Origin of the sequence: Brevundimonas sp. UBA7664 (genome assembly GCF_002483305.1) — a bacterium.
GTDB lineage: Bacteria > Pseudomonadota > Alphaproteobacteria > Caulobacterales > Caulobacteraceae > Brevundimonas.
Genome location: NZ_DLHQ01000026.1, coordinates 112,379 through 137,041 on the forward strand (window position 1 = coordinate 112,379; position 24,663 = coordinate 137,041).

Annotated in this window: 31 protein-coding genes and 1 other RNA gene; 18 read left to right on the forward strand and 14 right to left on the reverse strand. The window is 69.1% G+C overall.

The genetic code is table 11. From position 1 onward, the window contains the following. The first annotated feature begins 14 nt into the window (after positions 1–14). Positions 15–530 (forward strand): dihydrofolate reductase, encoded by a 516-nt coding sequence (locus B2742_RS06535; RefSeq protein WP_292064254.1) that lies wholly within the window; start codon positions 15–17, stop codon positions 528–530. Positions 531–532: 2 nt separating this feature from the next. Then, positions 533–853, forward strand: a complete 321-nt coding sequence (locus tag B2742_RS06540; RefSeq protein WP_292064256.1) for a YbjQ family protein — start codon at positions 533–535, stop codon at positions 851–853. Between the two features lie 72 nt (positions 854–925). On the opposite strand, the gene B2742_RS06545 is transcribed toward B2742_RS06540, so the two are convergent. Next, positions 926–2,023: an NADH:flavin oxidoreductase gene (locus tag B2742_RS06545; protein ID WP_292064258.1), complete on the reverse strand. Its 1,098-nt coding sequence runs from the start codon at positions 2,021–2,023 to the stop codon at positions 926–928. A gap of 59 nt (positions 2,024–2,082) precedes the next feature. Beyond that, positions 2,083–3,153, reverse strand: a complete 1,071-nt coding sequence (locus B2742_RS06550; protein ID WP_292064260.1) for an Mrp/NBP35 family ATP-binding protein — start codon at positions 3,151–3,153, stop codon at positions 2,083–2,085. Positions 3,154–3,228: 75 nt separating this feature from the next. Here B2742_RS06550 and miaA point away from each other — a divergent pair, with 75 nt between their 5' ends. Beyond that, complete coding sequence (miaA, locus tag B2742_RS06555; protein WP_292064263.1) at positions 3,229–4,098, forward strand: tRNA (adenosine(37)-N6)-dimethylallyltransferase MiaA; 870 nt, start codon at positions 3,229–3,231, stop codon at positions 4,096–4,098. A 15-nt stretch (positions 4,099–4,113) separates the two neighbouring features. On the opposite strand, the gene B2742_RS06560 is transcribed toward miaA, so the two are convergent. Further along, the gene (locus B2742_RS06560) at positions 4,114–4,548 is read right to left on the reverse strand and encodes a COG3650 family protein (protein ID WP_292064266.1); all 435 of its coding nucleotides are present in this window, start codon (positions 4,546–4,548) and stop codon (positions 4,114–4,116) included. Between the two features lie 106 nt (positions 4,549–4,654). Between B2742_RS06560 and ssrA the strand changes: the two genes are divergently transcribed. From ssrA to B2742_RS06580, 4 genes are all read left to right on the forward strand, one after another. Then, positions 4,655–5,022: a transfer-messenger RNA gene (gene ssrA, locus B2742_RS06565) on the forward strand. A gap of 70 nt (positions 5,023–5,092) precedes the next feature. Continuing rightward, the gene (locus B2742_RS06570) at positions 5,093–5,584 is read left to right on the forward strand and encodes an SspB family protein (protein ID WP_292064268.1); all 492 of its coding nucleotides are present in this window, start codon (positions 5,093–5,095) and stop codon (positions 5,582–5,584) included. A 61-nt stretch (positions 5,585–5,645) separates the two neighbouring features. After that, positions 5,646–6,404, forward strand: a complete 759-nt coding sequence (locus B2742_RS06575) for a C13 family peptidase (protein WP_292064269.1) — start codon at positions 5,646–5,648, stop codon at positions 6,402–6,404. Next, the gene (locus B2742_RS06580; protein WP_292064271.1) at positions 6,401–6,829 is read left to right on the forward strand and encodes a GFA family protein; all 429 of its coding nucleotides are present in this window, start codon (positions 6,401–6,403) and stop codon (positions 6,827–6,829) included. The genes B2742_RS06575 and B2742_RS06580 overlap by 4 nt, the downstream gene beginning before the upstream one ends. Here the strand turns inward: B2742_RS06580 and B2742_RS06585 are convergent, their stop codons facing one another. Further along, entirely contained in the window at positions 6,830–7,183 is a 354-nt protein-coding gene (locus B2742_RS06585) for a RusA family crossover junction endodeoxyribonuclease (RefSeq protein ID WP_292064706.1), read from the reverse strand. It abuts the gene before it with no gap. After that, complete coding sequence (locus tag B2742_RS06590) at positions 7,180–7,800, reverse strand: peptidylprolyl isomerase (protein ID WP_292064273.1); 621 nt, start codon at positions 7,798–7,800, stop codon at positions 7,180–7,182. The genes B2742_RS06585 and B2742_RS06590 overlap by 4 nt, the downstream gene beginning before the upstream one ends. An 84-nt stretch (positions 7,801–7,884) precedes the next feature. On the opposite strand from B2742_RS06590, the gene fumC reads away from it, so the two are divergent. Continuing rightward, complete coding sequence (gene fumC / locus B2742_RS06595) at positions 7,885–9,273, forward strand: class II fumarate hydratase (RefSeq protein WP_292064276.1); 1,389 nt, start codon at positions 7,885–7,887, stop codon at positions 9,271–9,273. Then, the gene (locus B2742_RS06600) at positions 9,273–9,956 is read left to right on the forward strand and encodes a phytanoyl-CoA dioxygenase family protein (protein ID WP_349681115.1); all 684 of its coding nucleotides are present in this window, start codon (positions 9,273–9,275) and stop codon (positions 9,954–9,956) included. The genes fumC and B2742_RS06600 overlap by 1 nt, the downstream gene beginning before the upstream one ends. Here the strand turns inward: B2742_RS06600 and B2742_RS06605 are convergent, their stop codons facing one another. Next, positions 9,957–10,355, reverse strand: coding sequence for a YccF domain-containing protein (locus tag B2742_RS06605; RefSeq protein ID WP_292064279.1), 399 nt, complete (start codon positions 10,353–10,355; stop codon positions 9,957–9,959). Between the two features lie 105 nt (positions 10,356–10,460). After that, positions 10,461–10,697 carry a DUF2171 domain-containing protein gene (locus B2742_RS06610; protein ID WP_292064281.1) on the reverse strand — a complete coding sequence of 79 codons (237 nt, stop codon included), beginning with the start codon at positions 10,695–10,697 and terminating at the stop codon, positions 10,461–10,463. Positions 10,698–10,772: 75 nt separating this feature from the next. On the opposite strand from B2742_RS06610, the gene B2742_RS06615 reads away from it, so the two are divergent. Continuing rightward, complete coding sequence (locus B2742_RS06615) at positions 10,773–10,949, forward strand: DUF4169 family protein (RefSeq protein ID WP_292064283.1); 177 nt, start codon at positions 10,773–10,775, stop codon at positions 10,947–10,949. A 3-nt stretch (positions 10,950–10,952) separates the two neighbouring features. After that, positions 10,953–11,117 (forward strand): hypothetical protein, encoded by a 165-nt coding sequence (locus tag B2742_RS06620; RefSeq protein ID WP_292064285.1) that lies wholly within the window; start codon positions 10,953–10,955, stop codon positions 11,115–11,117. Here B2742_RS06620 and B2742_RS06625 read toward each other — a convergent pair. Together B2742_RS06625 and B2742_RS06630 are read right to left on the reverse strand one after the other, a co-directional pair. Beyond that, a complete protein-coding gene (locus B2742_RS06625; RefSeq protein ID WP_292064288.1) occupies positions 11,114–12,055 on the reverse strand; it encodes a DMT family transporter in 942 nt (313 codons plus the stop codon). The genes B2742_RS06620 and B2742_RS06625 overlap by 4 nt on opposite strands. 90 nt (positions 12,056–12,145) lie before the next feature. Continuing rightward, on the reverse strand, positions 12,146–12,904 hold the full coding sequence (locus B2742_RS06630) for a Coq4 family protein (RefSeq protein ID WP_292064289.1): 759 nt from the start codon (positions 12,902–12,904) through the stop codon (positions 12,146–12,148). A gap of 108 nt (positions 12,905–13,012) precedes the next feature. On the opposite strand from B2742_RS06630, the gene B2742_RS06635 reads away from it, so the two are divergent. From B2742_RS06635 to B2742_RS06650, 4 genes are read left to right on the forward strand one after another with little or no spacing between them, the layout of a single operon-like run. Then, on the forward strand, positions 13,013–14,080 hold the full coding sequence (locus B2742_RS06635) for a type III polyketide synthase (RefSeq protein WP_292064291.1): 1,068 nt from the start codon (positions 13,013–13,015) through the stop codon (positions 14,078–14,080). Next, a complete protein-coding gene (locus B2742_RS06640) occupies positions 14,080–14,577 on the forward strand; it encodes an isoprenylcysteine carboxyl methyltransferase family protein (RefSeq protein WP_292064293.1) in 498 nt (165 codons plus the stop codon). Before B2742_RS06635 ends, B2742_RS06640 begins: the two co-directional genes overlap by 1 nt. Then, the gene (locus tag B2742_RS06645; RefSeq protein WP_292064295.1) at positions 14,571–14,807 is read left to right on the forward strand and encodes a ribbon-helix-helix domain-containing protein; all 237 of its coding nucleotides are present in this window, start codon (positions 14,571–14,573) and stop codon (positions 14,805–14,807) included. Before B2742_RS06640 ends, B2742_RS06645 begins: the two co-directional genes overlap by 7 nt. Positions 14,808–14,855: 48 nt before the next feature. Further along, on the forward strand, positions 14,856–15,578 hold the full coding sequence (locus B2742_RS06650) for an SIMPL domain-containing protein (protein ID WP_292064298.1): 723 nt from the start codon (positions 14,856–14,858) through the stop codon (positions 15,576–15,578). A gap of 15 nt (positions 15,579–15,593) precedes the next feature. Here B2742_RS06650 and B2742_RS06655 read toward each other — a convergent pair whose 3' ends face one another. Continuing rightward, positions 15,594–15,923, reverse strand: coding sequence for a hypothetical protein (locus B2742_RS06655; RefSeq protein WP_292064301.1), 330 nt, complete (start codon positions 15,921–15,923; stop codon positions 15,594–15,596). 3 nt (positions 15,924–15,926) lie between these two features. Continuing rightward, positions 15,927–16,130, reverse strand: a complete 204-nt coding sequence (locus B2742_RS06660) for a hypothetical protein (RefSeq protein ID WP_292064303.1) — start codon at positions 16,128–16,130, stop codon at positions 15,927–15,929. A 119-nt stretch (positions 16,131–16,249) separates the two neighbouring features. Here B2742_RS06660 and B2742_RS06665 point away from each other — a divergent pair, with 119 nt between their 5' ends. Beyond that, positions 16,250–18,586 carry an ATP-dependent helicase gene (locus B2742_RS06665; RefSeq protein ID WP_292064304.1) on the forward strand — a complete coding sequence of 779 codons (2,337 nt, stop codon included), beginning with the start codon at positions 16,250–16,252 and terminating at the stop codon, positions 18,584–18,586. On the opposite strand, the gene B2742_RS06670 is transcribed toward B2742_RS06665, so the two are convergent. After that, positions 18,583–19,107 carry a DUF2059 domain-containing protein gene (locus B2742_RS06670; protein WP_292064305.1) on the reverse strand — a complete coding sequence of 175 codons (525 nt, stop codon included), beginning with the start codon at positions 19,105–19,107 and terminating at the stop codon, positions 18,583–18,585. The genes B2742_RS06665 and B2742_RS06670 overlap by 4 nt on opposite strands. 178 nt (positions 19,108–19,285) lie before the next feature. On the opposite strand from B2742_RS06670, the gene B2742_RS06675 reads away from it, so the two are divergent. Beyond that, complete coding sequence (locus B2742_RS06675; RefSeq protein WP_292064308.1) at positions 19,286–20,638, forward strand: O-antigen ligase family protein; 1,353 nt, start codon at positions 19,286–19,288, stop codon at positions 20,636–20,638. Then, on the forward strand, positions 20,604–22,706 hold the full coding sequence (parE, locus tag B2742_RS06680; protein WP_292064311.1) for a DNA topoisomerase IV subunit B: 2,103 nt from the start codon (positions 20,604–20,606) through the stop codon (positions 22,704–22,706). Before B2742_RS06675 ends, parE begins: the two co-directional genes overlap by 35 nt. A gap of 1 nt (position 22,707) precedes the next feature. On the opposite strand, the gene B2742_RS06685 is transcribed toward parE, so the two are convergent. Further along, on the reverse strand, positions 22,708–23,226 hold the full coding sequence (locus tag B2742_RS06685; protein ID WP_292064312.1) for a SixA phosphatase family protein: 519 nt from the start codon (positions 23,224–23,226) through the stop codon (positions 22,708–22,710). Between the two features lie 56 nt (positions 23,227–23,282). Next, positions 23,283–24,530 carry a glycosyltransferase gene (locus tag B2742_RS06690; protein WP_292064709.1) on the reverse strand — a complete coding sequence of 416 codons (1,248 nt, stop codon included), beginning with the start codon at positions 24,528–24,530 and terminating at the stop codon, positions 23,283–23,285. Positions 24,531–24,663 lie beyond the last annotated feature (133 nt).

Here is a 24,663-nt window from a genome sequence, read left to right on the forward strand (position 1 = left end):
TTTTCGAGGTCCGCTTGGCCCTGCCCCAACTCGTGCTCGTCGTCGCCCGCGCCCGCAATGGCGTGATCGGACGGGACGGCGACCTGCCGTGGCGGCTGCGCAGCGACCTGCAGCGGTTCAAGGCGATCACCGTCGGCAAACCCTGCATCATGGGCCGGCGGACGTGGGAAAGCCTGCCGCTCAAGCCCCTGCCGGGCCGGCTGAACCTGATCCTGTCGCGCGATGAATCGTTCGCGGCGCGCGGGGCCGTGGTCTGCACGACGCTGGACGAGGCGGTCGAGATCGCGCGCGAGACGGCCGAAGAGGACGGGGTCGGGGAGATCTGCGTCATCGGCGGCGTGGCCCTGTTCGAAAAGGCGCTGCCGCGGGCGAAGCGCCTCTATCTGACCGAGGTCGAGGCCGAGCCCGAGGGCGACGTGCTGTTCCCCGCGTTCGACGAAGCGGCCTGGACCGAGATATCCTCCGACGCGCATCCCGCCGGAGAGAAGGACGACCATCCCTTCGTCTTCCGCGTTCTCGAAAGGAAATGACCATGCTGATCGTGACCACCAATGACGCGCCCGGCTACCGGGTGGTGAAGACCCTGGGGCTGGTGCGGGGAATCACCGTCCGCTCGCGCAACGCCATCAGCGACATGGTCGGCGGGCTGCAGTCGATGCTGGGCGGCCGGGTCGGGACCTATGTCAAACTGGCCGAGACCTCGCGGGCCGAGGCCCTGCAGGAGATGGTCGACCATGCGCAGGCCATGGGCGCCAACGCCGTGATCGCCATGCGCTATGAGGCCAATGAAATCATGGAAGGCGTCACCGAGGTGCTGGCCTATGGGACGGCGGTGGTGGTGGAGGAAGCGTAGGGAGTAGGGCCGAGGGGCGAGGGGCGAAAACGCCTGTCCTCCCCTCGTCTCTCGACCCTCGACCCTCGACCCTCAGCTGAGCGTCATCATCGCCGACCGCTCGAAATCCTTCAGCTCGTCCAGCCGCCCGTCCCGGACCTTCTCGACCCAGTGCGGGTCGGCCAGAAGGGCGCGGCCGACGGCGACGAGGTCGAACTCGCCAGCCTCCAGCCGCTTGACCAGACCATCCAGCGAAGCCGGCTTCGAGCCCGCGCCGCCGAAGGCTGCGATGAACTCGCCGTCGAGGCCGACGGAGCCGACGGTGATGGTCGGCAGGCCGGTGAGCTTCTTCGTCCAGCCGGCGAAATTGAGGTCCGAGCCCTCGAACTCCGGCTCCCAGAAACGGCGTTGCGAGCAGTGGAAGACGTCTACGCCGGCCTCGGCCAGCGGGGCGAGCCATTCGCTGAGTTCGTCGGGCGTCAGGGCGTTCTTGACGGCGTAGTCCTGCAGCTTCCACTGCGACAGACGCAGGATCAGGGCCATGTCCGGGCCGACGCCCTCGCGCACGGCCTTGACCACCTCGGCCCCGAAGCGGGCGCGGTCGGCGATGGTCCCGCCGCCCCATTTGTCGGCGCGGTCGTTGAGGCCGGACCAGAAGAACTGGTCGATCAGATAGCCGTGGGCGCCATGGATCTCGACGGCGTCGAAGCCGAGTTCACGCGTCGCGCGGGCCGAGCGGCCGAAGGCGGCGATGGTGTCGGCGATGTCCTCGTCGGTCATCGGCTCCAGGCCGCGCTTGCCGGGAGTGGTCATGCCCGAGGGGCTGTCGACCTTGCCGAGCGGGGACCAGTCCTCGCCGCGGCCGCGGGCCGAGCCGACGTGCCAGAGCTGGGGCGCGATCAGGCCGCCGGCGGCGTGGACTTCCTCGACCACCCTCTTCCATTCCGGCAGGGCCTCGCCGTGGAAGACAGGCACGGCGGCGTCATTGCGCGCAGCGGGGCGTTCGACGACCGTGCCCTCGGTGATGATCAGCCCCACCTGGCCCTCGGCCCGGCGGCGGTAGTAGCCGGCCACGTCGCTGGTCGGGATGCCGCCCGGCGAGAAGGACCGCGTCATCGGCGCCATGACGATGCGGTTGGGCATCTTCAGGGACTTGACCTGGAAGGGGCGGAACAGGGCGTCGACGGACATGGGCGGCTCTCAGGTGACTGGAACCGACAAGGTGGCGATTAGGGTTGCGATTGAAAACCCTACAGGCCCAGTTTTTTCGCCAGCGTTTCCGCAAAGCCTGCGAACCGGCCGGCGATGTCGCCCCCGGGAGCGCTGACCCCGACAGGGACGCCGGCGTCAGCGCCCCGGCGCAAGGCGGCGTCCAGCGGCAGGTCGCCGAGGTAGGGAATGGACAGGCGGCCGGCCTCGGCCTCACCGCCGCCATGGCCGAAGACCTCGCCGCTCATGTTCTCGATCAGGCCGAGGGTCGCGACGCCGACCTTTTCGAACAGTTTGTGGGCGCGGCGGGCGTCGGCCAGGGCCACTTCCTGCGGGGTCGTGACGATGACGGCGCCGTCCAGCGGCGTCTTCTGGATCAGGGTCAGCTGGACGTCGCCGGTGCCGGGCGGCAGGTCGACGACGAGGATGTCGAGCGGCGCCTCCGCCGTGCCCCAGCGGGTCTGGGTCAGCATCTGGGTCAGGGCCTGCGAGGCCATGGGGCCGCGCCAGATCATGGCGTCGTCGGCCTTGGTCAGCAGGCCGACCGACATGGCCTTGAGGCCGTGGGCGAGGTGCGGCTCGATCATGCCGTCGCGATAGTCCGGCTTGCCCGACAGGCCCAGCATGGTCGGCAGCGAGGGGCCGTAGACGTCGGCGTCGAGAATCCCGATCGAGAGGCCCCGCGCGGCCAGGGCGGCGGCGAGGTTGACGGCGACGGTGGACTTGCCGACCCCGCCCTTGCCGCTGGCAATGGCGAGGACGCGGCGGACATGGGCGGGGCGATCGGTCGGGACCGGGGCCTTCGGCCGGGTCTGGTCAACGGCCTGGGGCGAGAGCGAGGCGGTGCGGGCCGGCTTCTTCGCCGGCGCCGTCTCGGCGGTGAGGACGACCGAGACGCGGTCCATGCCGGGCATCGCCTTGAGGGCGGCCTCGGCGGCGTCGCGCACCGGGGCGTAGAGGGCGGTGTCGCCGGCGGCGACCTCCATGACGAAGCCGGCGCGGTCGTCCGTGACGGTCAGGCCCTGGACCAGGCCGGCGGCGGCCAGCCCCTGGCCGCTCTTCGGATCGCGGATGGCGTCGAGGACGGCGAGAACGGCGGCTCTGTCGGGCAAGGCGAAGGTCCTGCGGGTTGCGGCTGCGGGGTCTGCGTTCTATCGCCGAACACCCCTGCCCCGCGAGCGCCGAATTTGTCCCAGCCCCTGATCACCCTGCTGGCCGGCCCGACCGCCTCGGGCAAGTCACGGCTGGCGCTGGAGATGGCCGGGCGGACGGGGGCCGTGATCGTCAACGCCGACAGCCAGCAGCTGTATGCCGATCTGCGGGTGCTCAGCGCCCGGCCGTCGGCGGCGGACGAGGCGGCGGCGGAGCACCGGCTTTATGGCGTGGCCGACGCGGCGGAGGCGTGGTCGGTCGGACGCTGGAGCCGGACCGTGACGCCGATTCTGGCGGAGATGGGCGCCGCGGGTCGTCGGACCTTGCTGGTGGGCGGAACCGGTCTGTATTTCACGGCCCTGACCAAGGGGCTGGCGGATATTCCGGATGTGCCGGTCGAGGCTCGTGACGCGGCCGGCGCGGCCTTCGATGCCGAGGGCGAGGCCGTGTTCCGGCGTCGGCTGGCCGAGGTCGACCCGGCGGCCGCGACGCGGATCGAGGCGGGCGACCGACAGCGGCTGACCCGGGCCTGGGCGGTGGCGCGGCACACCGGCCGGGCGCTCAGCGACTGGACGGCGGACACCATGCCCCTCCTGTCGCCGGGATCGTGGACGGGGATGGTGATCGAGCCGGAGCGCGAGGCCCTTTACGGGAACTGCGACCTTCGGGTGGCGCAGATGGTCGAGGCCGGGGCGCTGGACGAGGTTCGGGCGCTGGCCGAACGCAGTCTGGACCCCGCCCTGCCCGCCATGAAGGCGGTCGGCGTTCGTGAGTTCGCCGCCCATCTTGCGGGCGAGACCACGCTGGCCGCCGCCGTCGAGGCGACGCGCCAGGCGACGCGGAACTATGCCAAGCGGCAACTGACCTGGTTCAGGAACCAGACCCCGGGCTGGGCGCGGGTCTGACCGCGCCAGCCGGAGTCAGGCGCCGGCGCAGCCAGTCAGGGTTTCGCCGGGGCGGATGACGGTCGCGTTCAGCGGATAGACCGTCTCGCTCATGCCGTCCGAACACGGGCCGGGCGTCAGGACCACGACGAGCGGATTGTTCAGGCTGGTCGTCACCGTATAGGTCGCCACCGCGGACGTGACCTGGGGACCGGGGTTGGCGGCGGTCTCCTGTGGCCGATCGACGCCGGAATAGTCGAGCGTGGCCGAGGTGACGGCGATGGCCCAGAAGGGCTCGTTGCCGCGCACGGTGAAGGGCTGGCTGAGGTCGAGACCGCCGAAGACCGTGCTTGTCGCGGTCGGCGGCGGCGCGGGATCTGGCGCGGGCGCCGGAGCCGGCGTGAGCTGGTCGCAGGCCGCGAGCAGCAGCAGCGGCGCGGCGGCCATGGCGGCGAAGGTCACAGGACGCATCGGAATTCTCCCCAACAGCCGATCACAGAACACCGTTCCCGGAGCCCGGGTCAAGGGCGCTGCCCCTGGCACGCGAGTGCGGGCCCGTTCGAGCCCTCCCGGCGAAGCCCTTGGAACGTCGGGGCAAAGCGCCTATATTGGTCCTGTCCGGGTTCGCCCGGACTATGGCGATAAACGCGCTTGTAATAAGCGGACCGGACCCGGGTGCGATTCCCGGCGGCTCCACCATTTCTTCCCCGCGTTATCGGCGGAGCGAGCATGGGGCCGACTAGCATCGACGGACGTGTAAAGAAGACTGCTTTCGCCCGTCCTGGCCCACCGTATCGGGCCATTTTCTAACTGCGAACGATAACTTCGCTGGAGAAGTCGCTCTCGCCGCATAAGCGGTTCGGGTGATTTCGAACACTTAAGTCCTCAGGGATCAGTTCCTGGGGCGGGGCCGCCAGGGGGCCTGCCAACAGAACCCCTGGCACTTTCACCATCTTCGCATCTTCCGCCCGCGCCCGCGCGCCGCTATCAGTCGCGCGAACAGCCGAGGCGACCCATGGCCGAAGAGACGCCCCCCGTCGACGAGATGCACTACGAGCAGCTGGCGCAGGACGCCCTGCGCGGCGTCATCCGTTCGGCGCTGGAACGGGCCGCCCTGCCCGAGGGCATTCCCGGGGCGCACCATTTCTATGTCACGTTCAAGACCCGGGCGCCCGGCGTCAGCGTGCCGCCCGACATCATGGCCAAATATCCGGACGAGATGACGGTCGTGCTCCAGCATCAGTACTGGGACCTGAAGGTCGAGCCGACGAAATTCTCGGTCATGCTGAAGTTCGGCGGCATGCCCAAGGTGCTGGCCATGCCCTATACGGCCGTGACCCGGTTCTACGATCCGTCGGTGCAGTTCCTGCTGCAGTTCGAGGCCCCCGCCACGGTCGAGGACATCGCCGCCGAGGTCGCCGCCGCCGAGCCGGCCCGCGGCCCGACGCCCGAGGACGGCGACGACGGCCCCAAGGTCGTGTCGCTGGACCAGTTCCGGAAGAAGTAGCCCCTTTCCCTCGGCGCGCCATTCGATAGTCTCGCCCCCGGCTGGACTTCCGGGGGCGTGAATGGGCCGAGGGCTGATCATTGTTCTGATGCTGCTGGGCCTTGCCGGCCCGGCCCGCGCCCAGACGGCCGCGCCGGCCAGCCGGTTCGCGAACTGGACCACGGCGATCGTGGCGGCGGACTGGCGCGACGGGGCCCAACGGCCGATCCAGGCCTTTGACAATGCGCGACGCGATCTGGTGACCGGCTTCCTCGCCGCGGGCTTTCCGCGCGAGACCATGGTCGACTTCAGTTTGAGGCCCGACGCGCCCCGGCCGACCACGGCCACCGAGGCCCTGGCGGAGCTGAACGCCGCGGCGACGCGCGGCACGGCCGGGTGCCTGCTGTATTTCACCTCGCACGGCGCGCCGACCGCCATGGTCTTCGGCCCGACGGCGCAGATGACGCCCGACATGATGGCCAATACCGTGCGGGCGGCGTGCGGCGCGCGGCCCACGGTGGTGATCGTCTCGGCCTGTTATTCGGGAATTTTCGTCAATGCGCTCACCGCGCCGAACCGGATGGTGCTGACCGCCGCGAGCCGCGAGCGCGTCTCGTTCGGCTGCAGCGCGGACGAGACCTATCCGTGGTTCGACGGCTGCGTCCTCGAGGCCCTGCCCGCCGCGACCGACTTCCTGGCCCTGGCGGCCGGGGCGCGGGCCTGTGTGGCGCGCAAGGAGGCGGAACACGGCGTGCCGCTGCCGTCGGAGCCGCAGCTGTTCGTCGGCGCGGATATGCAGCTGAGGCTGCCGACGCTGCGGTTCAGCCGACCGCCGACATGACCCTGACCGTGGACGACAACGGCTGGTCGCCGGCGGCCTGTCATTGCGGGGCCGTGCGCTTGCGGGTGCGGCTGAGCGACGGGCTCGCCAGCGCCCGGCGCTGTGATTGCTCCCTCTGTCGCATGCGCGGCGCGGTGGCCGTGACGGCGGGGCTGGCCGGGGTCGAGGTGCTGGAGGGCGCGCAGGCCCTGGCGGAGTACCGGTTCAACACCGGCGTGGCGCGGCATTTCTTCTGCTCGAACTGCGGCGTCTACACCCACCACCAGCGGCGCTCGAACCCGAACGAGTACGGGGTCAATGCGGCGTGTCTGGAAGGGGTCAGCCCGTTCGACTTCGCCGAGGTTCTGGTCAACGACGGCGTCAACCATCCGAGCGACGGGGGCGGCGGTGTGGTCGGCGTGTTGCGGTACGGGCGGCTGAGATAGTCAGGCGCGCGGGAACACCCGCAGGGTGATCCGTTCGCGCTCGCCGGCGCGCCGTTCGACCAGCAGCCGGGCGACCTGGGCGTCGTCGTGGAACAGATAGCCCTTGATGGCGTCGAGCAGGGCCTTAGCCAGGTTGTCGAGGTCCATCCACGGCGGATCGCCGACGTGCTCCATGAGGATCTCGACCGTGTAGTCGCCCCATGACGGGCGCGAGCTCCACTCCTTGCGCATGAACTCATAGACTAGCGGCTTGTAGTATTTGGCCTGGGTGGTCAGGCCGTCGATGGTGATCTCGACCGCGTCGCCGGTCTCGCGCGCCCGGACCTTGCCGGTTCCGATCCAGCCGGCCGTCAAGGGCGGCACGCGGGCGGGACCTCGCCGATCAGGCTCGCGGAACGGATGGCGACCGGCGGGGTCAGCTGCTCGCCGGCGTCGGCGGGCGACATCTGGATGCGGCGGGCGACGTCGAGCCCCTCGACCAGACGGCCGAAGGCCGCGAAGCCCTGGCCGTCGGGATTGCGGCCGCCGCCGAAGTCGAGGCTGGGCGTGTCCTGCGTGACGATGAAGAAGCTGGAGGTGGCGGTGTCGGGGCCGTCGCGGGCCATGGAGATGACGCCGGCCGTGTGGCTCAGGCCCGTGTCGCGGGTGCGCTCCAGCGAAATTGACGGGCGCGAGTCGTCGTCGGATCCGCGCGGCGTCGCCGCCTGGATGACGTCGATGGGATTGGGGTTGTCGTTGGTCGCGCTGACCACGGTGCGGAAGAAGGAGCCCCCCGCGTAGTCGCCGTCGGTGACATAGGCGAGGAAGTTGCAGACGCTGAGCGGCGCGCGCTCGAGCTCCAGTTCGACGACCATGCGGCCGCCGCCGGTTTCCAGCACCACGCGCGGCTTGTCGGCGCCGCTCGCCGTGGTCGCACAGGCCGGCAGCGCCAGAAGCGCGGCCGAGACCGCCGCCATCACCATCGTCCGCATCGCAGCCTCCTCCGCTTGTCCCCTCGCCTGCCCGTGCTACACCGCCGCGCATCCTCCCGCCACGCCTGAAGAGCCGCGCCCGCCATGACGAACCGCACCGAAACCGACACCTTCGGCCCCATCGAGGTCGCCTCGGACCGGTACTGGGGGGCGCAGGCGCAGCGGTCGTTGGGCAATTTCAGGATCGGCTGGGAGAAACAGCCCCTGCCGATCGTCCGGGCCCTGGGCATCGTCAAGCGCGCGGCGGCCGAGACGAACATGGCGCTGGGCAAGCTGGACCCGAAACTGGGCGAGACCATCGTCGCGGCGGCCAATGAGGTCATCGACGGCAAGCTCAACGACCATTTCCCGCTGGTGGTCTGGCAGACCGGCTCGGGCACCCAGTCGAACATGAACGCCAATGAGGTGATCTCGAACCGGGCGATCGAGATGCTGGGCGGCGAGATGGGCTCCAAGAAGCCGGTCCACCCCAACGACCACGTCAATATGAGCCAGTCGTCGAACGACACCTTCCCCACGGCCATGCACGTCGCCTGCGCCGAACAGGTGGTCAACGACCTGATCCCGGCGCTGAAGCATCTGCACGCGGCGCTGGCCGCCAAGGCGAAGGCCTGGGACCACATCATCAAGATCGGCAGGACCCATACGCAGGACGCCACGCCGCTGACGCTGGGCCAGGAGTTCGGCGGCTATGCGCAACAGGTCGCCAACGGCATCGAGCGGATCGAGCTGACCCTGCCGAAGCTGATGGAACTGGCCCAGGGCGGCACCGCCGTCGGCACCGGGCTGAACGCCCCGGTCGGGTTCGCCGAACAGGTGGCCGAGCGGATCGCGGCGATCACCGGCCTGCCCTTCACCACGGCGCCGAACAAGTTCGAGGCCCTGGCGGCGCATGACGCCATGGTCTTCAGCCACGGGGCCATCAACACCGTCGCCGCCAGCCTGTTCAAGATCGCCAACGACATTCGCTTCCTCGGTTCGGGCCCGCGCTCGGGTCTGGGCGAGCTGGCACTGCCGGAGAATGAGCCGGGCAGCTCGATCATGCCGGGCAAGGTCAATCCGACGCAGTCGGAGGCGCTGACGCAGGTGTGCGTGCAGGTGTTCGGCAACCACGCGGCAGTGACCTTCGCCGGCTCGCAGGGGCATTTCGAGCTGAACGTCTTCAACCCGGTGATGGCCTACAACTTCCTGCAGTCGGTGCGGCTGATGGCCGATGCGGCCGTGTCGTTCACCGACAACTGCGTGGTCGGGATCGAGCCGCGCGAGGACAACATCAAGCGCGGCCTCGACAACTCGCTGATGCTGGTGACGGCGCTGAACGGCAAGCTGGGCTATGACGCCTGCGCCAAGATCGCCAAGACCGCGCATAAAAACGGCACCACCCTGCGCGAGGAAGCCGTCGGCGGCGGCTATCTGACCGACGCCGAGTTCGACGAGGCGGTGCGACCCGAGAAGATGATCTCGCCGGGGTGATGGATCAGGCTGCCTTCGAGCGGGACGGGGCGCTGCGATTCAAGCGGCAGCTGAGCGTGGCAGACATCGAGGCGCTCCGGGCGCTGGCCGACGCCCGCATCGGGTCGCGTCCCGGCGTGCGACTGGCGGACGAGCCGCGATTGACCGTTCTGCTCGCTCCGGACGGGACTGTCGGCGCCATAGCGGCCAGCCTGACATCACCGGCGACCCGACCGGTGCGAGCTGTGATGTTCGACAAGACGCCGGAGGCCAACTGGGTCGTCGCCTGGCATCAGGACCGGACGATCGCGGTACGTGAGCGAGCCGAAGTCGACGGGTTCGGCCCTTGGTCGGATAAGGACGGCATCCTGCACGTCGCGCCGCCGTTCGACGTGCTGGCCCGAATGATCACCGTTCGCGTGCATCTGGATCGCGTTGACGAGCTGAACGCCCCTCTCAGGATCGCCCTCGGAACGCATGTGCGAGGCCGGGTGCCGGCGGCTGACGCGGAAGCGGTGGCTTCGGCCGCCTCTCAAACAGTCTGCCTCGCAGACGCAGGAGACATCTGGGCCTGCCGCACGCCGATCCTGCATGCGTCGGACCGCACGCGACGGGCCAGTCGCCGACGCGTCCTTCAGGTGGACTATGCCGACTTTGATCTTCCCGGCGGTCTGACCTGGAAGGGCCTGCTCGCCGACGACTGATCAGGGCTTGTCGCGGATCGTCCGGCCGATCGGCGCCAGCGCCAGTTTGGCCAGCTCCAGATCCTTCAGCGCGAACGGGATGCCGATGATGGAGATGAACTCCGCCACGGCGATCAGCAGATGCGACAGGGCGATGTACCAGCCGGCGAAGAGGAACCAGATGATGTTCAGCACCGCGCCCAGCGGCCCTGTGCCTATGTCGTGCGCGCCCAGTTCATCGCGCCAGACCACCTCGCGCCCGAACGGCCAGAAGGAGTAGCTGGCGATCCGCCAGGCGGCGAACGTCCACGGCAGGCCGACGATGGTCAGGGCGAGGACCGCGCCGCCGAACAGCCAGAGCAGGCCGGACAGCCAGCCTCCGAAGATGAACCACACGATGTTCAGGATCAGGCGGATCAAGGCGGTCGTCTCCACGCGTCCCAGGCGGACGACGCCCCTTAGATAGGCGAAGACCCCGCCGATATCAGCGGGGCCTTCGTGAATTCGCGGTAAGCCGGACCGGGCCTATTGCGGCTTTTCGGTCCAGCGCGCCCGGGCGTCGTCCTTCGTGACATTGAGGTGGACGTGCTCGTCGACGTGATCGACCCAGCTGATCGGGATCATATGGTGTTTGAAGCCGGCGGCGAGGTCGAGTTTGGCCAGTTCGATCTGGTCGCCGATCACATGGTCGACGCGGCCGACATGCTCGCCGTCCGAGCCGACGACTTCGAGGTGTTCGCGGATTTGACTCGGGTCTACCATGGGGGCTCCTGTCGGTGGGGGACGGACGGGGAAACCGCCTGGCGCTGCGTCAGGTTGCATACGGCGGAGGTCGGAATGGGCGAGATCGTCAACCTGAACCGGGTGCGCAAGGATCGGGCGAAGACCGAGGCCCGGGCGACGGCCTCGGCCAACCGGGCGGCGCACGGACGGTCAAAGGCCGAGCGCGACCGCGTCGAGGCGGAACGCGCGCGGGCCGCCCGGCTTCTGGATGGATCGAAGCTGGAGGACTGAGCCATGGCCGACCCCCGTCAGGACCCGCGGATCAGACACGGTCTCATCCCCGTGCTCGTCGCCATGCGGGTCACGGCCGAGCGCAAGCGCCGTGAGGAAGAGGCGGCGAAGAAGGCCGGGACCGAGCCCGCGAAGAAGCCGAAGAAGAAGCGGGGCTGGTTCGGCTAGGCCTTGGCGGCCTTCGGCGCCCGGATCAGCAGGGCCTGACCCGACAGGACCAGCACCAGGCCGGCCAGGGCGGTCCAGCCGAAGCGGGCGTCCTCGAAGAGCACCGAGACCAGCATGGCGATGGGAGGCGTCAGGGCCGAGATGTAGCTGGCCATGGCGTAGCCGATGGTGCGGGCGATGGTGAAATACAGCCCGAAGGCGATCACCGACCCGAACACCGAGAGATAGAGCAGCGAGCCCACATAGGTGAAGGTCGGATCGATGCGGAACTCCACGCCCGTCGCCAGGCCGTATAGGACGAGCAGGCCGGTGCCATAGGCCATGGCCCAGGCGGTCGACGGAATGGCCGCCGAGCCGTGGTTCTGGCCCTTCCAGGCGAAGAAATTGCCGAAGGCCGAGGCGGTGGTGGCGATCAGGGCGAGCCCGACGCCGAGGGCCGCGCGGCCGTCGAAGCCGGCCTTGAGCACCTCTCCGCCCGAGAGCACGGCCACGCCCACCAGGCCGAGAATGGCCCCGCCCCAGGAGGCGGCGGCCGCCTTCTGACCCACGATGACGCGGAACATCACCAGGTTGATGAAGGTCAGGGAGGCGAAGGTGACCGCGACGATGGCCGAGGCGACAAGGCCTTCCGAGGCGTAGGTGAAGCTGTAGCTGATCGAAAAGGCGAAGGCCCCCTGCCCCAGCGCCGCCAGATGCTGGGCGCGGGTCAGGCGCAGGTTCTGGCGGAAGATCAGGCAGCCGAGGAACAGGATCGCCGCCGCCAGGCCGAACCGCCAGACGATCGACGCGATCGTCGCCACGGTCCCGAGCTGCAGGGTGATGGCGTACCAGGTCGTGCCCCAGATCGTGGCGCAGATGATCACCCCGCCGATGCCCAGCAGGGTGGTCCGCGACAGGGGCGGACGGACGACGGGGAGGGTTTCATCGGGGGAGGTCACAGACGCCAAGTGGCGGATGCCGGCGACGGGGGCAAGGCGAGTTATGCGCCGGTTGTCACAAGGCGGACTTATGGCGTCCGGAAGCCGCGGTCAGCCGCGCAGTTTGAGCCCGGACCGGACCTCGAGGGGCACGGCCTGATAGACGGTCGCCGGGCGGATGTTGAGGCGCGCGCGGACCGTCTCCAGCGGCTGTTCGAACAGGGCCTCGTAGTCGAGACCGGGCAGCCAGCGGGCGGCCCGGCCGTTGCGGTACGCCTGCCAGACGGCGCGACGGGCGGGGATCGAGCGGACCTCGCGCTGGATCTCGCGGGCGGCGCCCCAGCCGATAAAGGCGAAGCCGAGATTGCGGGTCTGGCCGTAGGAGAAGGAGACGACGCAGGCCTCGCCCAGGGCATCAGTGCCGTAGCCGGTCAGGACGTGCCAGATGTCGTGGATGTCGCGCAGACGGCGCGAATACCAGACGACCGGGTGCGGCGCGTCGATGAAGGGCACGACCTCGCGCTCGACCTCGGCCAGTCCGTCGGCGGTGAAGCCCCGCGCCTCGCGGAAAGCCCGGTAGGTCGCGCCGACCGTTCCGGGCTGGAACCGGGCCAGCCAGACCGGGTCGTCCAGCTTGTGGGCGAGCTCCTCGCGCAGGAAGGCCTGGCGCCCGCCCTCCATGGTCGACAGCATCCGCTGATAGCCGCGCGAGACCGAGCGGCCGCTGAGCGCCTGCATGATGCGGAACACCTGGACGGTGTCCTCCTTGTCGTGGATCAGGCGACGGAAGGCCTTCAGCGCCGTCAGCGGGCGCAGGCGCTCGGAGCGGATCTTGCGGAAGTCATCGATGTCGGCGGAAATCAGGGTCATGGCGGCGTCCGGGAGGATGGCGCAGTGTAGCGAATGATCCGTCCGTCGGGAACGGCCGCGCCCAGCTTGGGTTAACAGCGATAATATTCCATTGAAAGCCGCGCCCTGATGCTCTCCGTAGTTTCCCCGGCGCCGGTCCCGCGGCTGCAGTCGCTCGCCCTGGCCTGGCCGTCGCATGTGTTGCGCCAGGAGGATGTCGCGGCCAATGGCGCGGAGATGTTCGCCACCACCCACGGCGGCTTTGAGCGGCTGGCGCCGATCTATCGCAACGCCCTGATCGAGACGCGGCATTCGTGCGTGCCGATCGAGTGGTACCTGAAGCCGCACAGCTTCTCCGAGCGTAACGACCTGTTCCTCGACAACGCCGTGCCCCTGCTGGCCGAGGCGGCCGGCAAGGCGCTGGATCAGGCCGGTCTGGCTGCGGAAGACATCGACGCCATCGTCGTGGTCTGCACGACCGGCATCGCCACCCCGGCGCTGGATGCGCGGCTGATGCAGGTCATGCCGTTCCGGCCGGATGTCCGACGGGCCCCGATCTTCGGCCTGGGCTGCGCCGGCGGGGTGGTGGGACTGGCGCGCGCCGCCGACATGGCGAGGGCCCATCCGGACGAGCGGGTGCTGTTGCTGGTCGTCGAGCTGTGCGCCCTCACCTTCCGGGCCCAGGACCGGTCCAAGAGCAATCTGGTCGCCACCGCCCTGTTCGGCGACGGCGCGGCGGCGGCGGTGATTTCGTGCCGCGACGATGCGACCGGTCCCGCGCTGGGGGCCAGCCGCGAGCACACCTGGCCCGACAGCCTCGACGTCATGGGCTGGGACGTGGCCGACGACGGGCTGAAGGTGGTGTTCAGCCGCGACATCCCGACTCTTGTCCGCGACGATTTCAAACCCGTGGCGACGCGGTTCCTCGCCGACAACGCCATAACGGCGGCGGGTGTGGGCGGCTTCGTCTGCCATCCCGGCGGGGCCAAGGTGATCGACGCGCTGGAGTCCTGTTTCGGACTGGATGACGGGGCCCTCACCCACACCCGCGCGGTGCTGCGCGACCACGGCAATATGAGCGCAGCGACGGTCCTGTTCGTGCTCAAGGCCGTGCTGGACGACGGAGGCAAGGGGCCGCTGTTGCTGACGACGCTCGGCCCCGGCTTCACGGCGGCGCTGATGCTGGTGCATGCGTGATGTGGCTGTGGGTCGTTCTGGTCGCCGTGGCGGCCCAGCGGCTGTGGGAACTATGGCTGGCCGACCGCAATACGAGGAGGTTGCTGGCCGAAGGCGGCGTCGAGGTCGGGGCGGCCCACTATCCGCTGTTCGTCCTGCTGCACGCCAGCTGGCTGGCGGCCATCGCCATCATCACGCCGTGGACCATGGCGCCCAACCTCTGGTGGCTGGCCCTGTACGGCCTGCTTCAGTTCGGGCGGCTGTGGGTCATCGCCACGCTCGGTCGGTTCTGGACCACGCGCATCATCACCCTGCCCGCCGCACCCCTGGTCCGGCGCGGCCCGTACCGGTTCGTGCGCCATCCGAACTATGTGGTGGCGTCGCTGGAGATCGCCGTCCTGCCGCTGGCCTTCGGACAGGTCTGGATCGCTCTGGTCTGGAGTCTGGCCAATGCGCTACTGGTCGGCTGGCGGATCCGGGTCGAGGATCGGGCGCTGGACGGACGGAGAGCATGCTGAAGAAGCGGTCGGTGTCCCTGTCCGGCCACGCCACCTCGGTGGCGCTGGAGGCCGAATTCTGGGCCGTGCTGGACGCCGTCGCGGCGGCCGGCGGCCTGTCGCAGGCCGGGCTGATGAAGCGGATCGACCAGCGTAGGGGGCGCACGCCGCTGGCTTCGGCCTGCCGGCTTCTGGCCCTGTCATGGGCGGGCGGCGACCGATCCTTCATCGAACAGGATTCGACTGATTGACACCCGCCAAGGTTGGCGCATGGTCGGCTCTCAAGAAGGAAAACCGCCGTGCTCGACAAGATCGACAAGACCCTGCTGCCCGCCGCCCTGTTCGGAGGGCTGATCGCCATCGGACTGATCGGCGCGGGGGCCTTCATCGGCTCCGGCGTGGTCAATGCCCAGGTCGGCAACCGACAGGTCACGGTGCGCGGTCTGGCCGAGCGCAATGTGGTCGCCGACCTGGCGGTCCTGAACCTCAGCTTCAAGGCGGCCAACGACGACCTGCCCACGGCCCAGGCCAAGATCGACAATGATCTGGCGCTGGTGCGGGCCTTCCTGACGCGGCAGGGCTATCCGGCCGAGGCGGTCACGATCGGCCGGCTGCAGGTCACCGACACCCGGGCGCGGGAGTACGGCTCGACCGACAATGTGGTGCGCTACATCCTGTCCCAGAGCGTCACCGTGCGGACCACGGACGTGCAGCGCGTGGCCCAGACGGAGCGGGCGCTGAACGACCTGGTGCGCGAAGGCGTCCAGCTGGACTTCGCGGCGCCGACCTATGTCTTCACCAAGCTGAACGAGGTGCGGCCGGCGATGATCGCCGAGGCCACCGCCTCGGCCCGGTCCGGCGCCGAGCAGTTCGCCAAGGACTCCGGCGCGCCGCTCGGGCCGATCCGCCAGGCGACCCAGGGGTCGTTCGAGATCTTGGCCCGCGAGGACATCGACAGCGAATCGACCTCGCTGGACAAGCGGGTGCGCGTCGTCGCGACGGTCAGCTACCAGCTGCGCTGAGCCGCCCCGCCCGCCTCAGTTCGTGGGCGCAGGACCGGACTGCGGCACGATAGGCGGTTCGACCGACGGCACGTCCGGCAGGTCCGGCACCTCCGGCACGCGCGGCGCGTCGGGCAGTTCGGGGCGCGGCAGATCGATATCGACCGACACATCCGTGCCGTCCGGCGCCTCGATGCCGCCGCCGTTCGAGAAGACGACCACGGCGATGATGATGACCACCACGACCAGCCCGCCCAGCAGCAGGGCGATCCAGCTGCCGCCGCCCTTGCTCGGGGGCGGATTGTTGATGGTGGTGTGATGGACCACTTCCGGCCGCTCGGGCGGGGGGAGGTTCGGATCGGTCATGGGTCAGTTGCCGCCGGGTACGGCCGGGGCCGAGACTTCCGGAACATTGATGTCGACGTCGATATCCTTGCTCTCAGGGGCCATGCCGCCGCGGGCGAAGACGAAATACGCCACGATGGCGAGGACGACGACGATGCCGCCGACGATGAAGGCCAGGCCGGCGTTGCCGCCGCCGTTGCCGGTGTTGTTCGTATTGTTGTCGGTCATGGAATAGTCCCTTCCCCAGGCTGTCGATGCTGCCGGAACGACGGCGACGCTTGCCGGTTCCGTAGGGTCGGACGCACGCGGCCGCTGACATCCGGGTCCGTGCCCCTTATGTTCCGCCGATGAGTCTGCCTGACGCCCCCGCCCCCCGCATCTCCGACCTGGCCCGTTCGCGAGGCCCCGGCGGCGTCGCCGCGCCCGCCGCCGACTATCTGGCCGGGTTGAACCCCGAACAGCGCGAGGCGGTCGAGACCGTCGACGGGCCGGTGCTGGTCCTGGCCGGGGCCGGCACGGGCAAGACGCGGGTGCTGACCACGCGACTGGCGCACATCCTGGCCACCGGCCGGGCGCGACCGTGGGAGCTGCTGGTCGTCACCTTCACCAACAAGGCCGCACGCGAGATGCGCGAGCGCATCACCCACCTGATCGGTCCGTCCGCCGAGGGGCTGCGCTGGCTGGGCACCTTCCACTCGGTGGCGGCGCAGATCCTGCGGCGGCACGCGGAGCTGGTCGGGCTGAAATCGAGCTTCACCATTCTCGACACGGACGATCAGGAGCGGGTCTGCAAACAGGTGCTGGAGGCCGCCAATCTCGACACCAAGCGTTGGACGCCCAAGTCGCTGAACGGCCTGATCGACCACTGGAAGAACCGCGGCTGGACGCCGGAGAAGCTGCCGCCGTCCGAGGATTTCGCCAACGGCAAGGGGCATGAGCTCTACGCCGCCTACCAGGCGCGGCTGGTCAGCCTGAACGCCTGCGATTTCGGCGATCTGTTGCTTCACAACCTGACCATCCTGTCGAAACATGCGGATATCGCAGAGGAATACCGACGGCGGTTCCGCTACATCCTGGTCGACGAGTATCAGGATACGAACGTCGCCCAGTACCTGTGGCTGCGGCTGCTGACGTCCTCGACCGGCAATGTCTGCTGCGTCGGCGACGACGACCAGTCGATCTATGGCTGGCGCGGCGCCGAGGTCGACAACATCCTGCGGTTCGAGCGCGACTTTCCCGGCGGCAAGGTCGTAAGACTGGAGCGCAACTATCGGTCAACGCAGCATATTCTGGGCGCTGCCTCCGGCCTGATCGCGGCCAACCGCGACCGGCTGGGCAAGACCCTGTGGACCGAGGATTCGAGCGGCGACAAGGTGCGGGTGCGCGGCGTCTGGGACGGCGAGGCCGAGGCGCGGCTGGTCGCCGACGAGATCGAGACGGCGCGGCGGGCGGGCACGCCCTACAAGGACATGGCGGTGCTGGTGCGCGCCTCGTTCCAGATGCGGGCCTTCGAGGAGCGGTTCGTCCTGCTGGCCGTGCCCTATGTGGTCATCGGCGGGCCGCGCTTCTTCGAACGCGCCGAGATCCGCGACGCCCACGCCTATCTGCGGCTGATCCTGTCGGAAGACGACGACCTGGCCTTCGAGCGGATCGTCAACGTCCCCAAGCGCGGCCTCGGCGACACCTCGGTGCAGAAGGTGCTGCAGATCGCGCGGCTTTCCGGCGTTTCGGCGATGAGCGCGGTGCGCGACCTGATCGTCTCGGAAGAACTGCAGGCGCGGACGCGGACGGCCCTGTCCAATTTCGTGCGCGACATCGATCGCTGGCGGACCTTTGCCCAGACGTCCACCCACTGGGAGCTGACCGAAACCGTACTCGAAGAAAGCGGCTACACCGACATGCAGAAGGCCGACCGGGCGACCGGTCAGACGCGGCTGGATAACCTCAAGGAGCTGACGCAATCCATGCAGCAGTTCGAGACCCTGCCCGCCTATCTGGAGCACGTCTCGCTGGTCATGGACCTGGACCGCGGCGGGTCGGACGACGCGGTGCAGATCATGACCCTGCACGGGGCCAAGGGTCTGGAGTTCCCGCTGGTCTTCCTGCCGGGCTGGGAGGAAGGCGTCTTCCCCAGCCAGCGCAGCATCGACGAGAAGGGCGAAAAGGGCCTCGAGGAGGAACGCCGCCTCGCCTATGTCGGCGTCACCCGGGCCAAGTCGGATGCGCGGATCAGCTTCGCCGCCAACCGGCTGGTGTACGGCCGCTGGACCTCGCAACTGCCCAGCCGGTTCGTCGACGAACTGCCGATCGACCACGTCGAGGCCGAGAGCGACACCGGCTACTACGGCGTCACCCCCGGTATGAAGGAGGCCAAGAGCCGCTGGGACGAGATGCCGACCTTCGGCGCCGGCTACGCCTCGCCGGGCTGGAAGCGGGCGCAGTCGTTCACGGCCGGACGGGCGCCGGCGGGGAAGCCGGCGCGGCATACGCTGATCGAGGGCGACGGCCGGCTGGTCGCGACGGCGGATCCGAAGGCGGGCGGCGACTGGTCGAAGGGCCAGCGGGTGTTCCACCAGAAGTTCGGCTACGGCGCGGTCAAGGCGATCGAGGGCAACAAACTGCTGATCGACTTCGAGAAGGCGGGCGAGAAGAAGGTGATCGATACGTTTGTGGAGAAGGCCTAACGCTTGGAGGTCGGGACGGCGCCCGGTTCGCAACCCACCCGGTCGCACAGACGTCGCTGCATGTCCGCCTCAAACGCAGGCTGGAAATAGTCCATCAGTTCGCCCGTTCTCCGAGTGAGAATGACCGACCTCGCCGTCAGTGAGCGCCCAATCGGACTTTCGTAGAACTCCACAACGCCAACGAGTTCTTCATGGGTGAATTCTTCCGCATATACGGCCACGACGCGATCCATGTAGCCCGGCATGACGGCGGCAAAAGATTCGAGCGCGACGTCCTCGATCACCTCGCGCTTTTCGGCTGGAATGCGGGGATCAGCGAGAATGTTCTGAAGCATGCTTTCGATCATGCCGTTCATCAGCTTGTCGAACTGGATGGCGGCAAAGTACCGCCGGACCAGCGCGGCCTTGGCATCGACCTCGGCTGACTGGGCGGTCGGCGCGTTGGTCTGCGCCACGGCCGGCAAGGCCTGGCCGAACGTCAACGCCAGAACCACGGCAAAGCCCGGCAGAAATTTCGACACCACTGTACCCCCCCTGTGCGGTCGCCACTGTGCCGCAACCAGAACGTTCACACCAGTATAGGGGTTGAAATCGGGTTCCGCGTCTCGCCACCGTTTCCTCACCGCCGCCCGAACAGCACCGCCGTCGCACACATCCGACTCCAACCCTTCGTTAAGCCCGTTCGCCGACCCTGCGACCGTGCGCGAATCCCGTCCAGACGACGTCCTGACCGAGCCGGCCCCCAGTCTGTGGGAGCAGGTGATCTGCGGCGTCATCATCGCCATGCTGACGGGCGCCCTGATCGGGCCGGTGTTCGCGCCCCTGCAGGAAGAGACGCCGGTGCTGCGGCTGGTCTGGCTGCCGGCCTATGCGGCCGTCGCGGCCCTGCTGCTGTTCCGGATCGACCGGCTGTGGCGGGCGTGGCCGGCGATGATCGCCATCGCCGCCCTCGTCGGCCTGGCCTTCGCCTCGCGCTACTGGTCGATCGACTTCGTCACCACCATGCGCCGGGTCATCGCCCTGGCCATCAGCTGCGGCTTCGCCCTCTATCTCGGCGCGGTGTTCCGGGGACCGCATCTGCCGCGGCTCCTGATGCACACATCGCTGGTGATGGCGGTCGGCAGTCTGGTGATGGTGTTCGCCTTCCCGGCCATCGGCGTGCATCAGTTCGAGAACGCCGGCCTGTGGCGCGGGCTCTGGTACGAGAAGAACCAGATGGGCGCGGTGATGGTCATCGGCGCCACGGCGGCCGCCGCCTGTCTGGCCTCGCCCGATCCGCGCCGGCTGCTGCCCGCGATCAGTCTGGCGCTGTCCAGCGGTCTGGTGCTCGCAACCCAGTCCAAGACCTCCCTCCTCTGTCTGCTGGTCGGCCTGGGTCTGATCGGCGGCTTCTGGGCCATGCGGCGCGGCGGACCCGTGGTCTCGGTCATCGCGATCTGGAGCGCCGTCGTCCTGGCGGGGGCCGGAATCTGGCTGTGGGACACCCATTCGGTCGAACTGCTCGAGGCGCTGGGCAAGGACCCGTCGCTGACCGGCCGCACCGACATCTGGGACGCCCTGATGCGCAAGGTCGCGGACCGGCCGTGGACCGGATACGGCTACGGCGCCTTCTGGGGCCGGATCGGCGAGTCCGTGCCGGCCGACTGGGTGCGCAAGGAGACCGGCTGGCTGGTGCCGTCGGCGCACAACGGCTGGATCGACCTGCTGGTCCAGCTGGGCTGGCCCGGGGCGATTCTGGTGGGCGGGCTGATGGCCGTGACGGCCCTGATCGCAATCCTGCGCGCGGCGGGCTCCGGCGCTCAGGAGGGCTGGTGGGCGCTGGGCTTCCTGGCCGCCTTCTTCGTGCTGAGCCTGTCCGAGAGCATACTGATGGCGCACCAGGGCCTGCCGTGGGTGCTGTTCCTCGCCGCCCTGACCCGGGCGGTCCTGCCGTCGCCCGCGCCCGCGCCGGCGCCGCTTGTGGAGAAGCGCCGCCGGGCCTACCAGACCGCTCCCCGAATCGTTTCACAGTATCCGCATGGGTCCCAACGCCGCGCCTTCCCTGTTCGATGACCTGCCCGAGCCGGAAGGCCCGGCGCCGACGCCTGCCGCGCCCACGCCGGATCCCGCGCTGACCCCGCAGGCCGCGGCGCCCAGGCCGGACCCTGAACCCGCGCGCCCTGCCCCCGTCCCGACCGCGCCGCCGGTCGCCGGCAACTATTCGGCCTCGTCGATCGAGGTGCTGGAGGGGCTGGAGCCCGTCCGCAAACGGCCGGGCATGTATATCGGCGGCACCGACGAACGAGCCCTGCACCACCTGTTCGCCGAGGTGTTGGACAACGCCATGGACGAGGCCGTGGCCCGCCATGCGAAGCTGATCACCGTCGACCTGGACGCCGAGGGCTGGCTGTCGGTCAAGGACGACGGCCGCGGCATTCCCGTCGACCCGCACCCGAAGCATCCGGGCAAGTCGGCGCTGGAGGTGGTCATGACCGTCCTCCACTCGGGCGGCAAGTTTTCCGGCAAAGCCTATGAAACTTCGGGCGGTTTGCACGGCGTTGGCGTCTCGGTCGTCAACGCCCTGAGCGAGCGGCTTGACGTCACCGTCTGGCGCGACGGCTTCGAGTGGAAACAGTCCTTCAGCCGCGGCCTGCCGCTGGGCCCGATCGCCCAGGTCCAGCCGTCGAAGAAGAAGGGCACCCTGATCCGGTTCAAGCCGGACGAGGAAATCTTCGGCGTCGGCGCGGCCTTCAAGCCCGCTCGCCTGTTCCGCATGGCCCGGTCCAAGGCCTATCTGTTCCGCGGCGTCGAAATCCGCTGGACCTGCGCCGCCGAGCGGATCACTGACCAGACTCCGACCGAAGCGGTGTTCCACTTCCCCAACGGCCTCGCCGACGCCCTGTCCGAGCGGATCGGCGAGCTCGAGACCGTGACGCCCGCCTTCGCCGGCCGGGTCGAACGCAAGGGCGAGGCCGGGGCCGTCGAATGGGCCGTGACCTGGAGCCCGATCGGCTTCGGCGAGGCGGACGGCTTCGTCAGCTCCTATTGCAACACCGTGTCCACCCCCGACGGCGGCACCCACGAGGCCGGCTTCCGCGCGGCCCTGGTCAAGGGCCTCAAGGCCTATGGCGAACTGACCAACGAGAAGCGCGCCGGCCTGATCACCGCCGAGGACGTGATCGCCAACGCCGGGGCCCTGATTTCCGTCTTCGTGCGCAATCCGGAGTTCCAGGGCCAGACCAAGGACCGTCTGTCCTCGCCCGACGCCCAGCGCCTGGTGGAACAGCTGATGCGTGATCCGCTGGATCACTGGCTGACGGAAAGCCCCAAGCAAGCCAATACGTTACTGGGCTTTGTTATCGAACGGGCCGAGGACCGGCTGAAGCGGCGCAAGGACAAGGAGGTCCAGCGGGCCCAGGCGACGCGCAAGCTGCGCCTGCCCGGCAAGCTGTCGGACTGTTCGCGCCAGTCGGCCAACGGCACCGAACTGTTCATCGTCGAGGGCGACTCGGCCGGCGGCTCGGCCAAACAAGCGCGTGACCGCACCACCCAGGCCATCCTGCCCCTGCGCGGCAAGATCCTGAACGTCGCCTCGGCCACGGCCGACAAGCTGCGCGCCAATATCGAACTGTCCGACCTGGCCCTGGCGCTCGGCGTCCAGCCGGGCAGCCGGTTCAACATCGACGACCTGCGGTATGAGCGGATCGTCATCATGACCGACGCCGACGTGGACGGGGCCCATATCGCGGCCCTGCTGATCACCTTCTTCTACCGGTCGATGCCCGAGACGATCCGTCAGGGCCGGCTGTTCATGGCCCTGCCCCCGCTCTACCGGATCAGCGCCGGCCCCCTGTCCGAATACGCCCGTGACGACGCCCACCGCGATGAACTTCTGGCCACGGTGTTCAAGGGCAAGAAGGTCGAGATCGGCCGGTTCAAGGGCCTGGGCGAGATGATGGCCTCCCAGCTGAAAGAGACCACCATGGACCCGAAGAAGCGCACCCTCGCGCGGGTCACGGTGCCCGCCTCGGAAGACGAGATCGAGGACCTGGTCGAGCGGCTGATGGGCAAGAAGGCCGAGGCCCGGTTCCAGTTCATCCAGGACAACGCCCAGTTCGCGGTGGCCGATCTGGACGTCTAGATCAGCAGGCCGACGGCGCTCCATAGCGCGCGATGATGGCCGGCGAATCGATGCTGTTCCGGACCGAGATCACGGTCATGCGGTCGTATTCGCAGTCCGCCATCGCCGCCGGGCCGATTTCACCGAGGGCGTCGGCGATCAGCGGGATGGTGTTGCTGTGCCCGACCACCAGCACGATGGCGTCGGTCGGGAGGGCGCGGATGCGTTGATCGATCCGGCGGACATGGGCGTCCGTCCCGCCGTCCAGCGAAACCACCTCAGGCGTGATCGCCTGCGCCCGGGCCGTCAGATCGGCCGTCATCCGGGTGCGCTGCAGCGGCGTCACGAAGATGTGGGTCAGGTCCGAGGCGCTCAGCGCGACGGCGAGGGCGTTGGCGCGGGCCTCGCCCCCGGCGGACAGCACCGGATCCTCGCTGTTGTCGACCTTTTCGGCGTGGCGGACCAGGATCACGGTCTGGGCCATCGCCGAGCCGGCGGTCAGGAGCGACACGGCGGCCGCAAGCAGAAGGCGTTTCATCATCTCGAAGTCCCCGTTTCGGCGTCAGACTGCCGAGCGGCGCGACGGCTGTCGAGCGCTCAGGTCGCGTCGGGCGCGCGCGGCCGGGCGAAGGCCGCCTCGCCGCTGACCTCGGCATAGACGGAACTCAGGTCCTCGAACACGCGGTCCCAGGCGAAGCGTTCGACGGTGCGGATGCGGGCGGCGGCCCCAAGCGCCTCGATGTCACGGGCGAACAGGGCCTCGATCGCGGCGGCGTAGTGGCGCGGATCGGCGCTCTTGGCCAGCTGGCCGACCGTGTCGTCGACCGTCTCCTTGACCCCCCCGGCGTTGACGCCGACGACAGGGCGGCCGCAGGCCATGGCCTCCAGCACGATCAGGCCGAACGGCTCCTTGTCATTGGCGTGCACGAAGGCGTCGCAGCTGGCGATGATCTTCGCCACCGCCTTGGGGTTGGCCTCGTACGGCAGGGAGATGACCCGCTCCTCGGCCGGCATGCCGGCGCCGGCGCCGACCAGGATCAGGTGGTACGGAGCGCCGAGGGCCTGGACGGCCTGGATCAGGACGTCGATGTTCTTTTCCCGCGCCGGACGCCCGGCGAAGCACAGCAGCCGCGCCGAGGCCGGCAGGTTCAGCTTCTTGAGCAGCCAGTCGCGGTCGCCGCGGTCGGGGCGGAAGGTGTCGATCTCGACGCCCAGCGGGCGGATGACGATGTTCCCGACCCCGGCCTCTTCCAGACGGCGGGCGATGTAGCGGCTGGGCGAGACGACGCGGTCGAACTGGCCGAACAGCCGGGCCCAGCGCTTCTCGACCGGCTTCTTGGCCCATTCGCCGAAATGCAGGGCGGCGAGGCCGGCGGGGTCGGAGTGGCAGAAGCCCACGACCGGGCAACCGGCGCGCTGGCCGGCCTCCAGGGCCCCCTGCCCCGGCGTATAGGGATCGCCGGCCTCGATGATCGCCGGATTGAGCGACGCGACCCAGGCCGCCCAACGGCTGACCGATGTGGGCCAGCGGTAACCGTCGCCGAACGGCAGCTTGGTCGCGTGAAGCTGGACGATGCCGTCGTCTCCGGCCTTGTGGTGGGCCCCCGGCACGACCAGCGAATGGGCGACCTCGGGACGCTCGGCCTCCAGCCAGGCCTTCTTGGACAGCAGGTAGCGCTTCACCCCGCCCGAGCGCGGCGCATACAGCATGGTGGTGTCGACCAGGCGCGGCCGGCCGTCCTCGCCGGCGGCCTTGGTCGCGGCCAGGGTCTCGGAGACTTCCTCGTCCCAGCCGGGGAAGAGCCGCAGCTCGCCTTCCTGGACCTCGAGTCCGGCGAGGGTCATCAGCTCGCGCTCGGCCGCGCTGATACGGGACGCGCCGCCGCGGCGGACCCGCCGCTGGATACGGCGGGCCTTGCGGACCTTGGACATGTGCGACTTCACCATGCGCGGCCCGTAACGCCGACGACGGCGAAGC

Excerpts from the sequence above, each read along its gene's own strand:
- B2742_RS06655 (WP_292064301.1), bottom strand. The coding sequence starts at position 15,923 with ATGACCGATCCGAACCTCCCCCCGCCCGAGCGGCCGGAAGTGGTCCAT.
- B2742_RS06635 (WP_292064291.1), top strand. The coding sequence starts at position 13,013 with ATGCTCTCCGTAGTTTCCCCGGCGCCGGTCCCGCGGCTGCAGTCGCTC.
- B2742_RS06610 (WP_292064281.1), bottom strand. The coding sequence starts at position 10,697 with ATGGTAGACCCGAGTCAAATCCGCGAACACCTCGAAGTCGTCGGCTCG.
- B2742_RS06545 (WP_292064258.1), bottom strand. The coding sequence starts at position 2,023 with ATGTCCGTCGACGCCCTGTTCCGCCCCTTCCAGGTCAAGTCCCTGAAG.
- B2742_RS06570 (WP_292064268.1), top strand. The coding sequence starts at position 5,093 with ATGGCCGAAGAGACGCCCCCCGTCGACGAGATGCACTACGAGCAGCTG.
- B2742_RS06590 (WP_292064273.1), bottom strand. The coding sequence starts at position 7,800 with ATGCGGACGATGGTGATGGCGGCGGTCTCGGCCGCGCTTCTGGCGCTG.
- B2742_RS06615 (WP_292064283.1), top strand. The coding sequence starts at position 10,773 with ATGGGCGAGATCGTCAACCTGAACCGGGTGCGCAAGGATCGGGCGAAG.
- B2742_RS06620 (WP_292064285.1), top strand. The coding sequence starts at position 10,953 with ATGGCCGACCCCCGTCAGGACCCGCGGATCAGACACGGTCTCATCCCC.
- B2742_RS06540 (WP_292064256.1), top strand. The coding sequence starts at position 533 with ATGCTGATCGTGACCACCAATGACGCGCCCGGCTACCGGGTGGTGAAG.
- fumC (WP_292064276.1), top strand. The coding sequence starts at position 7,885 with ATGACGAACCGCACCGAAACCGACACCTTCGGCCCCATCGAGGTCGCC.
- B2742_RS06645 (WP_292064295.1), top strand. The coding sequence starts at position 14,571 with ATGCTGAAGAAGCGGTCGGTGTCCCTGTCCGGCCACGCCACCTCGGTG.
- B2742_RS06630 (WP_292064289.1), bottom strand. The coding sequence starts at position 12,904 with ATGACCCTGATTTCCGCCGACATCGATGACTTCCGCAAGATCCGCTCC.
- parE (WP_292064311.1), top strand. The coding sequence starts at position 20,604 with ATGGGTCCCAACGCCGCGCCTTCCCTGTTCGATGACCTGCCCGAGCCG.
- B2742_RS06600 (WP_349681115.1), top strand. The coding sequence starts at position 9,273 with ATGGATCAGGCTGCCTTCGAGCGGGACGGGGCGCTGCGATTCAAGCGG.
- B2742_RS06660 (WP_292064303.1), bottom strand. The coding sequence starts at position 16,130 with ATGACCGACAACAATACGAACAACACCGGCAACGGCGGCGGCAACGCC.
- B2742_RS06560 (WP_292064266.1), bottom strand. The coding sequence starts at position 4,548 with ATGCGTCCTGTGACCTTCGCCGCCATGGCCGCCGCGCCGCTGCTGCTG.
- B2742_RS06690 (WP_292064709.1), bottom strand. The coding sequence starts at position 24,530 with ATGACCCTCGCCGGACTCGAGGTCCAGGAAGGCGAGCTGCGGCTCTTC.
- B2742_RS06640 (WP_292064293.1), top strand. The coding sequence starts at position 14,080 with ATGTGGCTGTGGGTCGTTCTGGTCGCCGTGGCGGCCCAGCGGCTGTGG.
- B2742_RS06575 (WP_292064269.1), top strand. The coding sequence starts at position 5,646 with ATGGGCCGAGGGCTGATCATTGTTCTGATGCTGCTGGGCCTTGCCGGC.
- B2742_RS06685 (WP_292064312.1), bottom strand. The coding sequence starts at position 23,226 with ATGATGAAACGCCTTCTGCTTGCGGCCGCCGTGTCGCTCCTGACCGCC.
- B2742_RS06580 (WP_292064271.1), top strand. The coding sequence starts at position 6,401 with ATGACCCTGACCGTGGACGACAACGGCTGGTCGCCGGCGGCCTGTCAT.
- B2742_RS06665 (WP_292064304.1), top strand. The coding sequence starts at position 16,250 with ATGAGTCTGCCTGACGCCCCCGCCCCCCGCATCTCCGACCTGGCCCGT.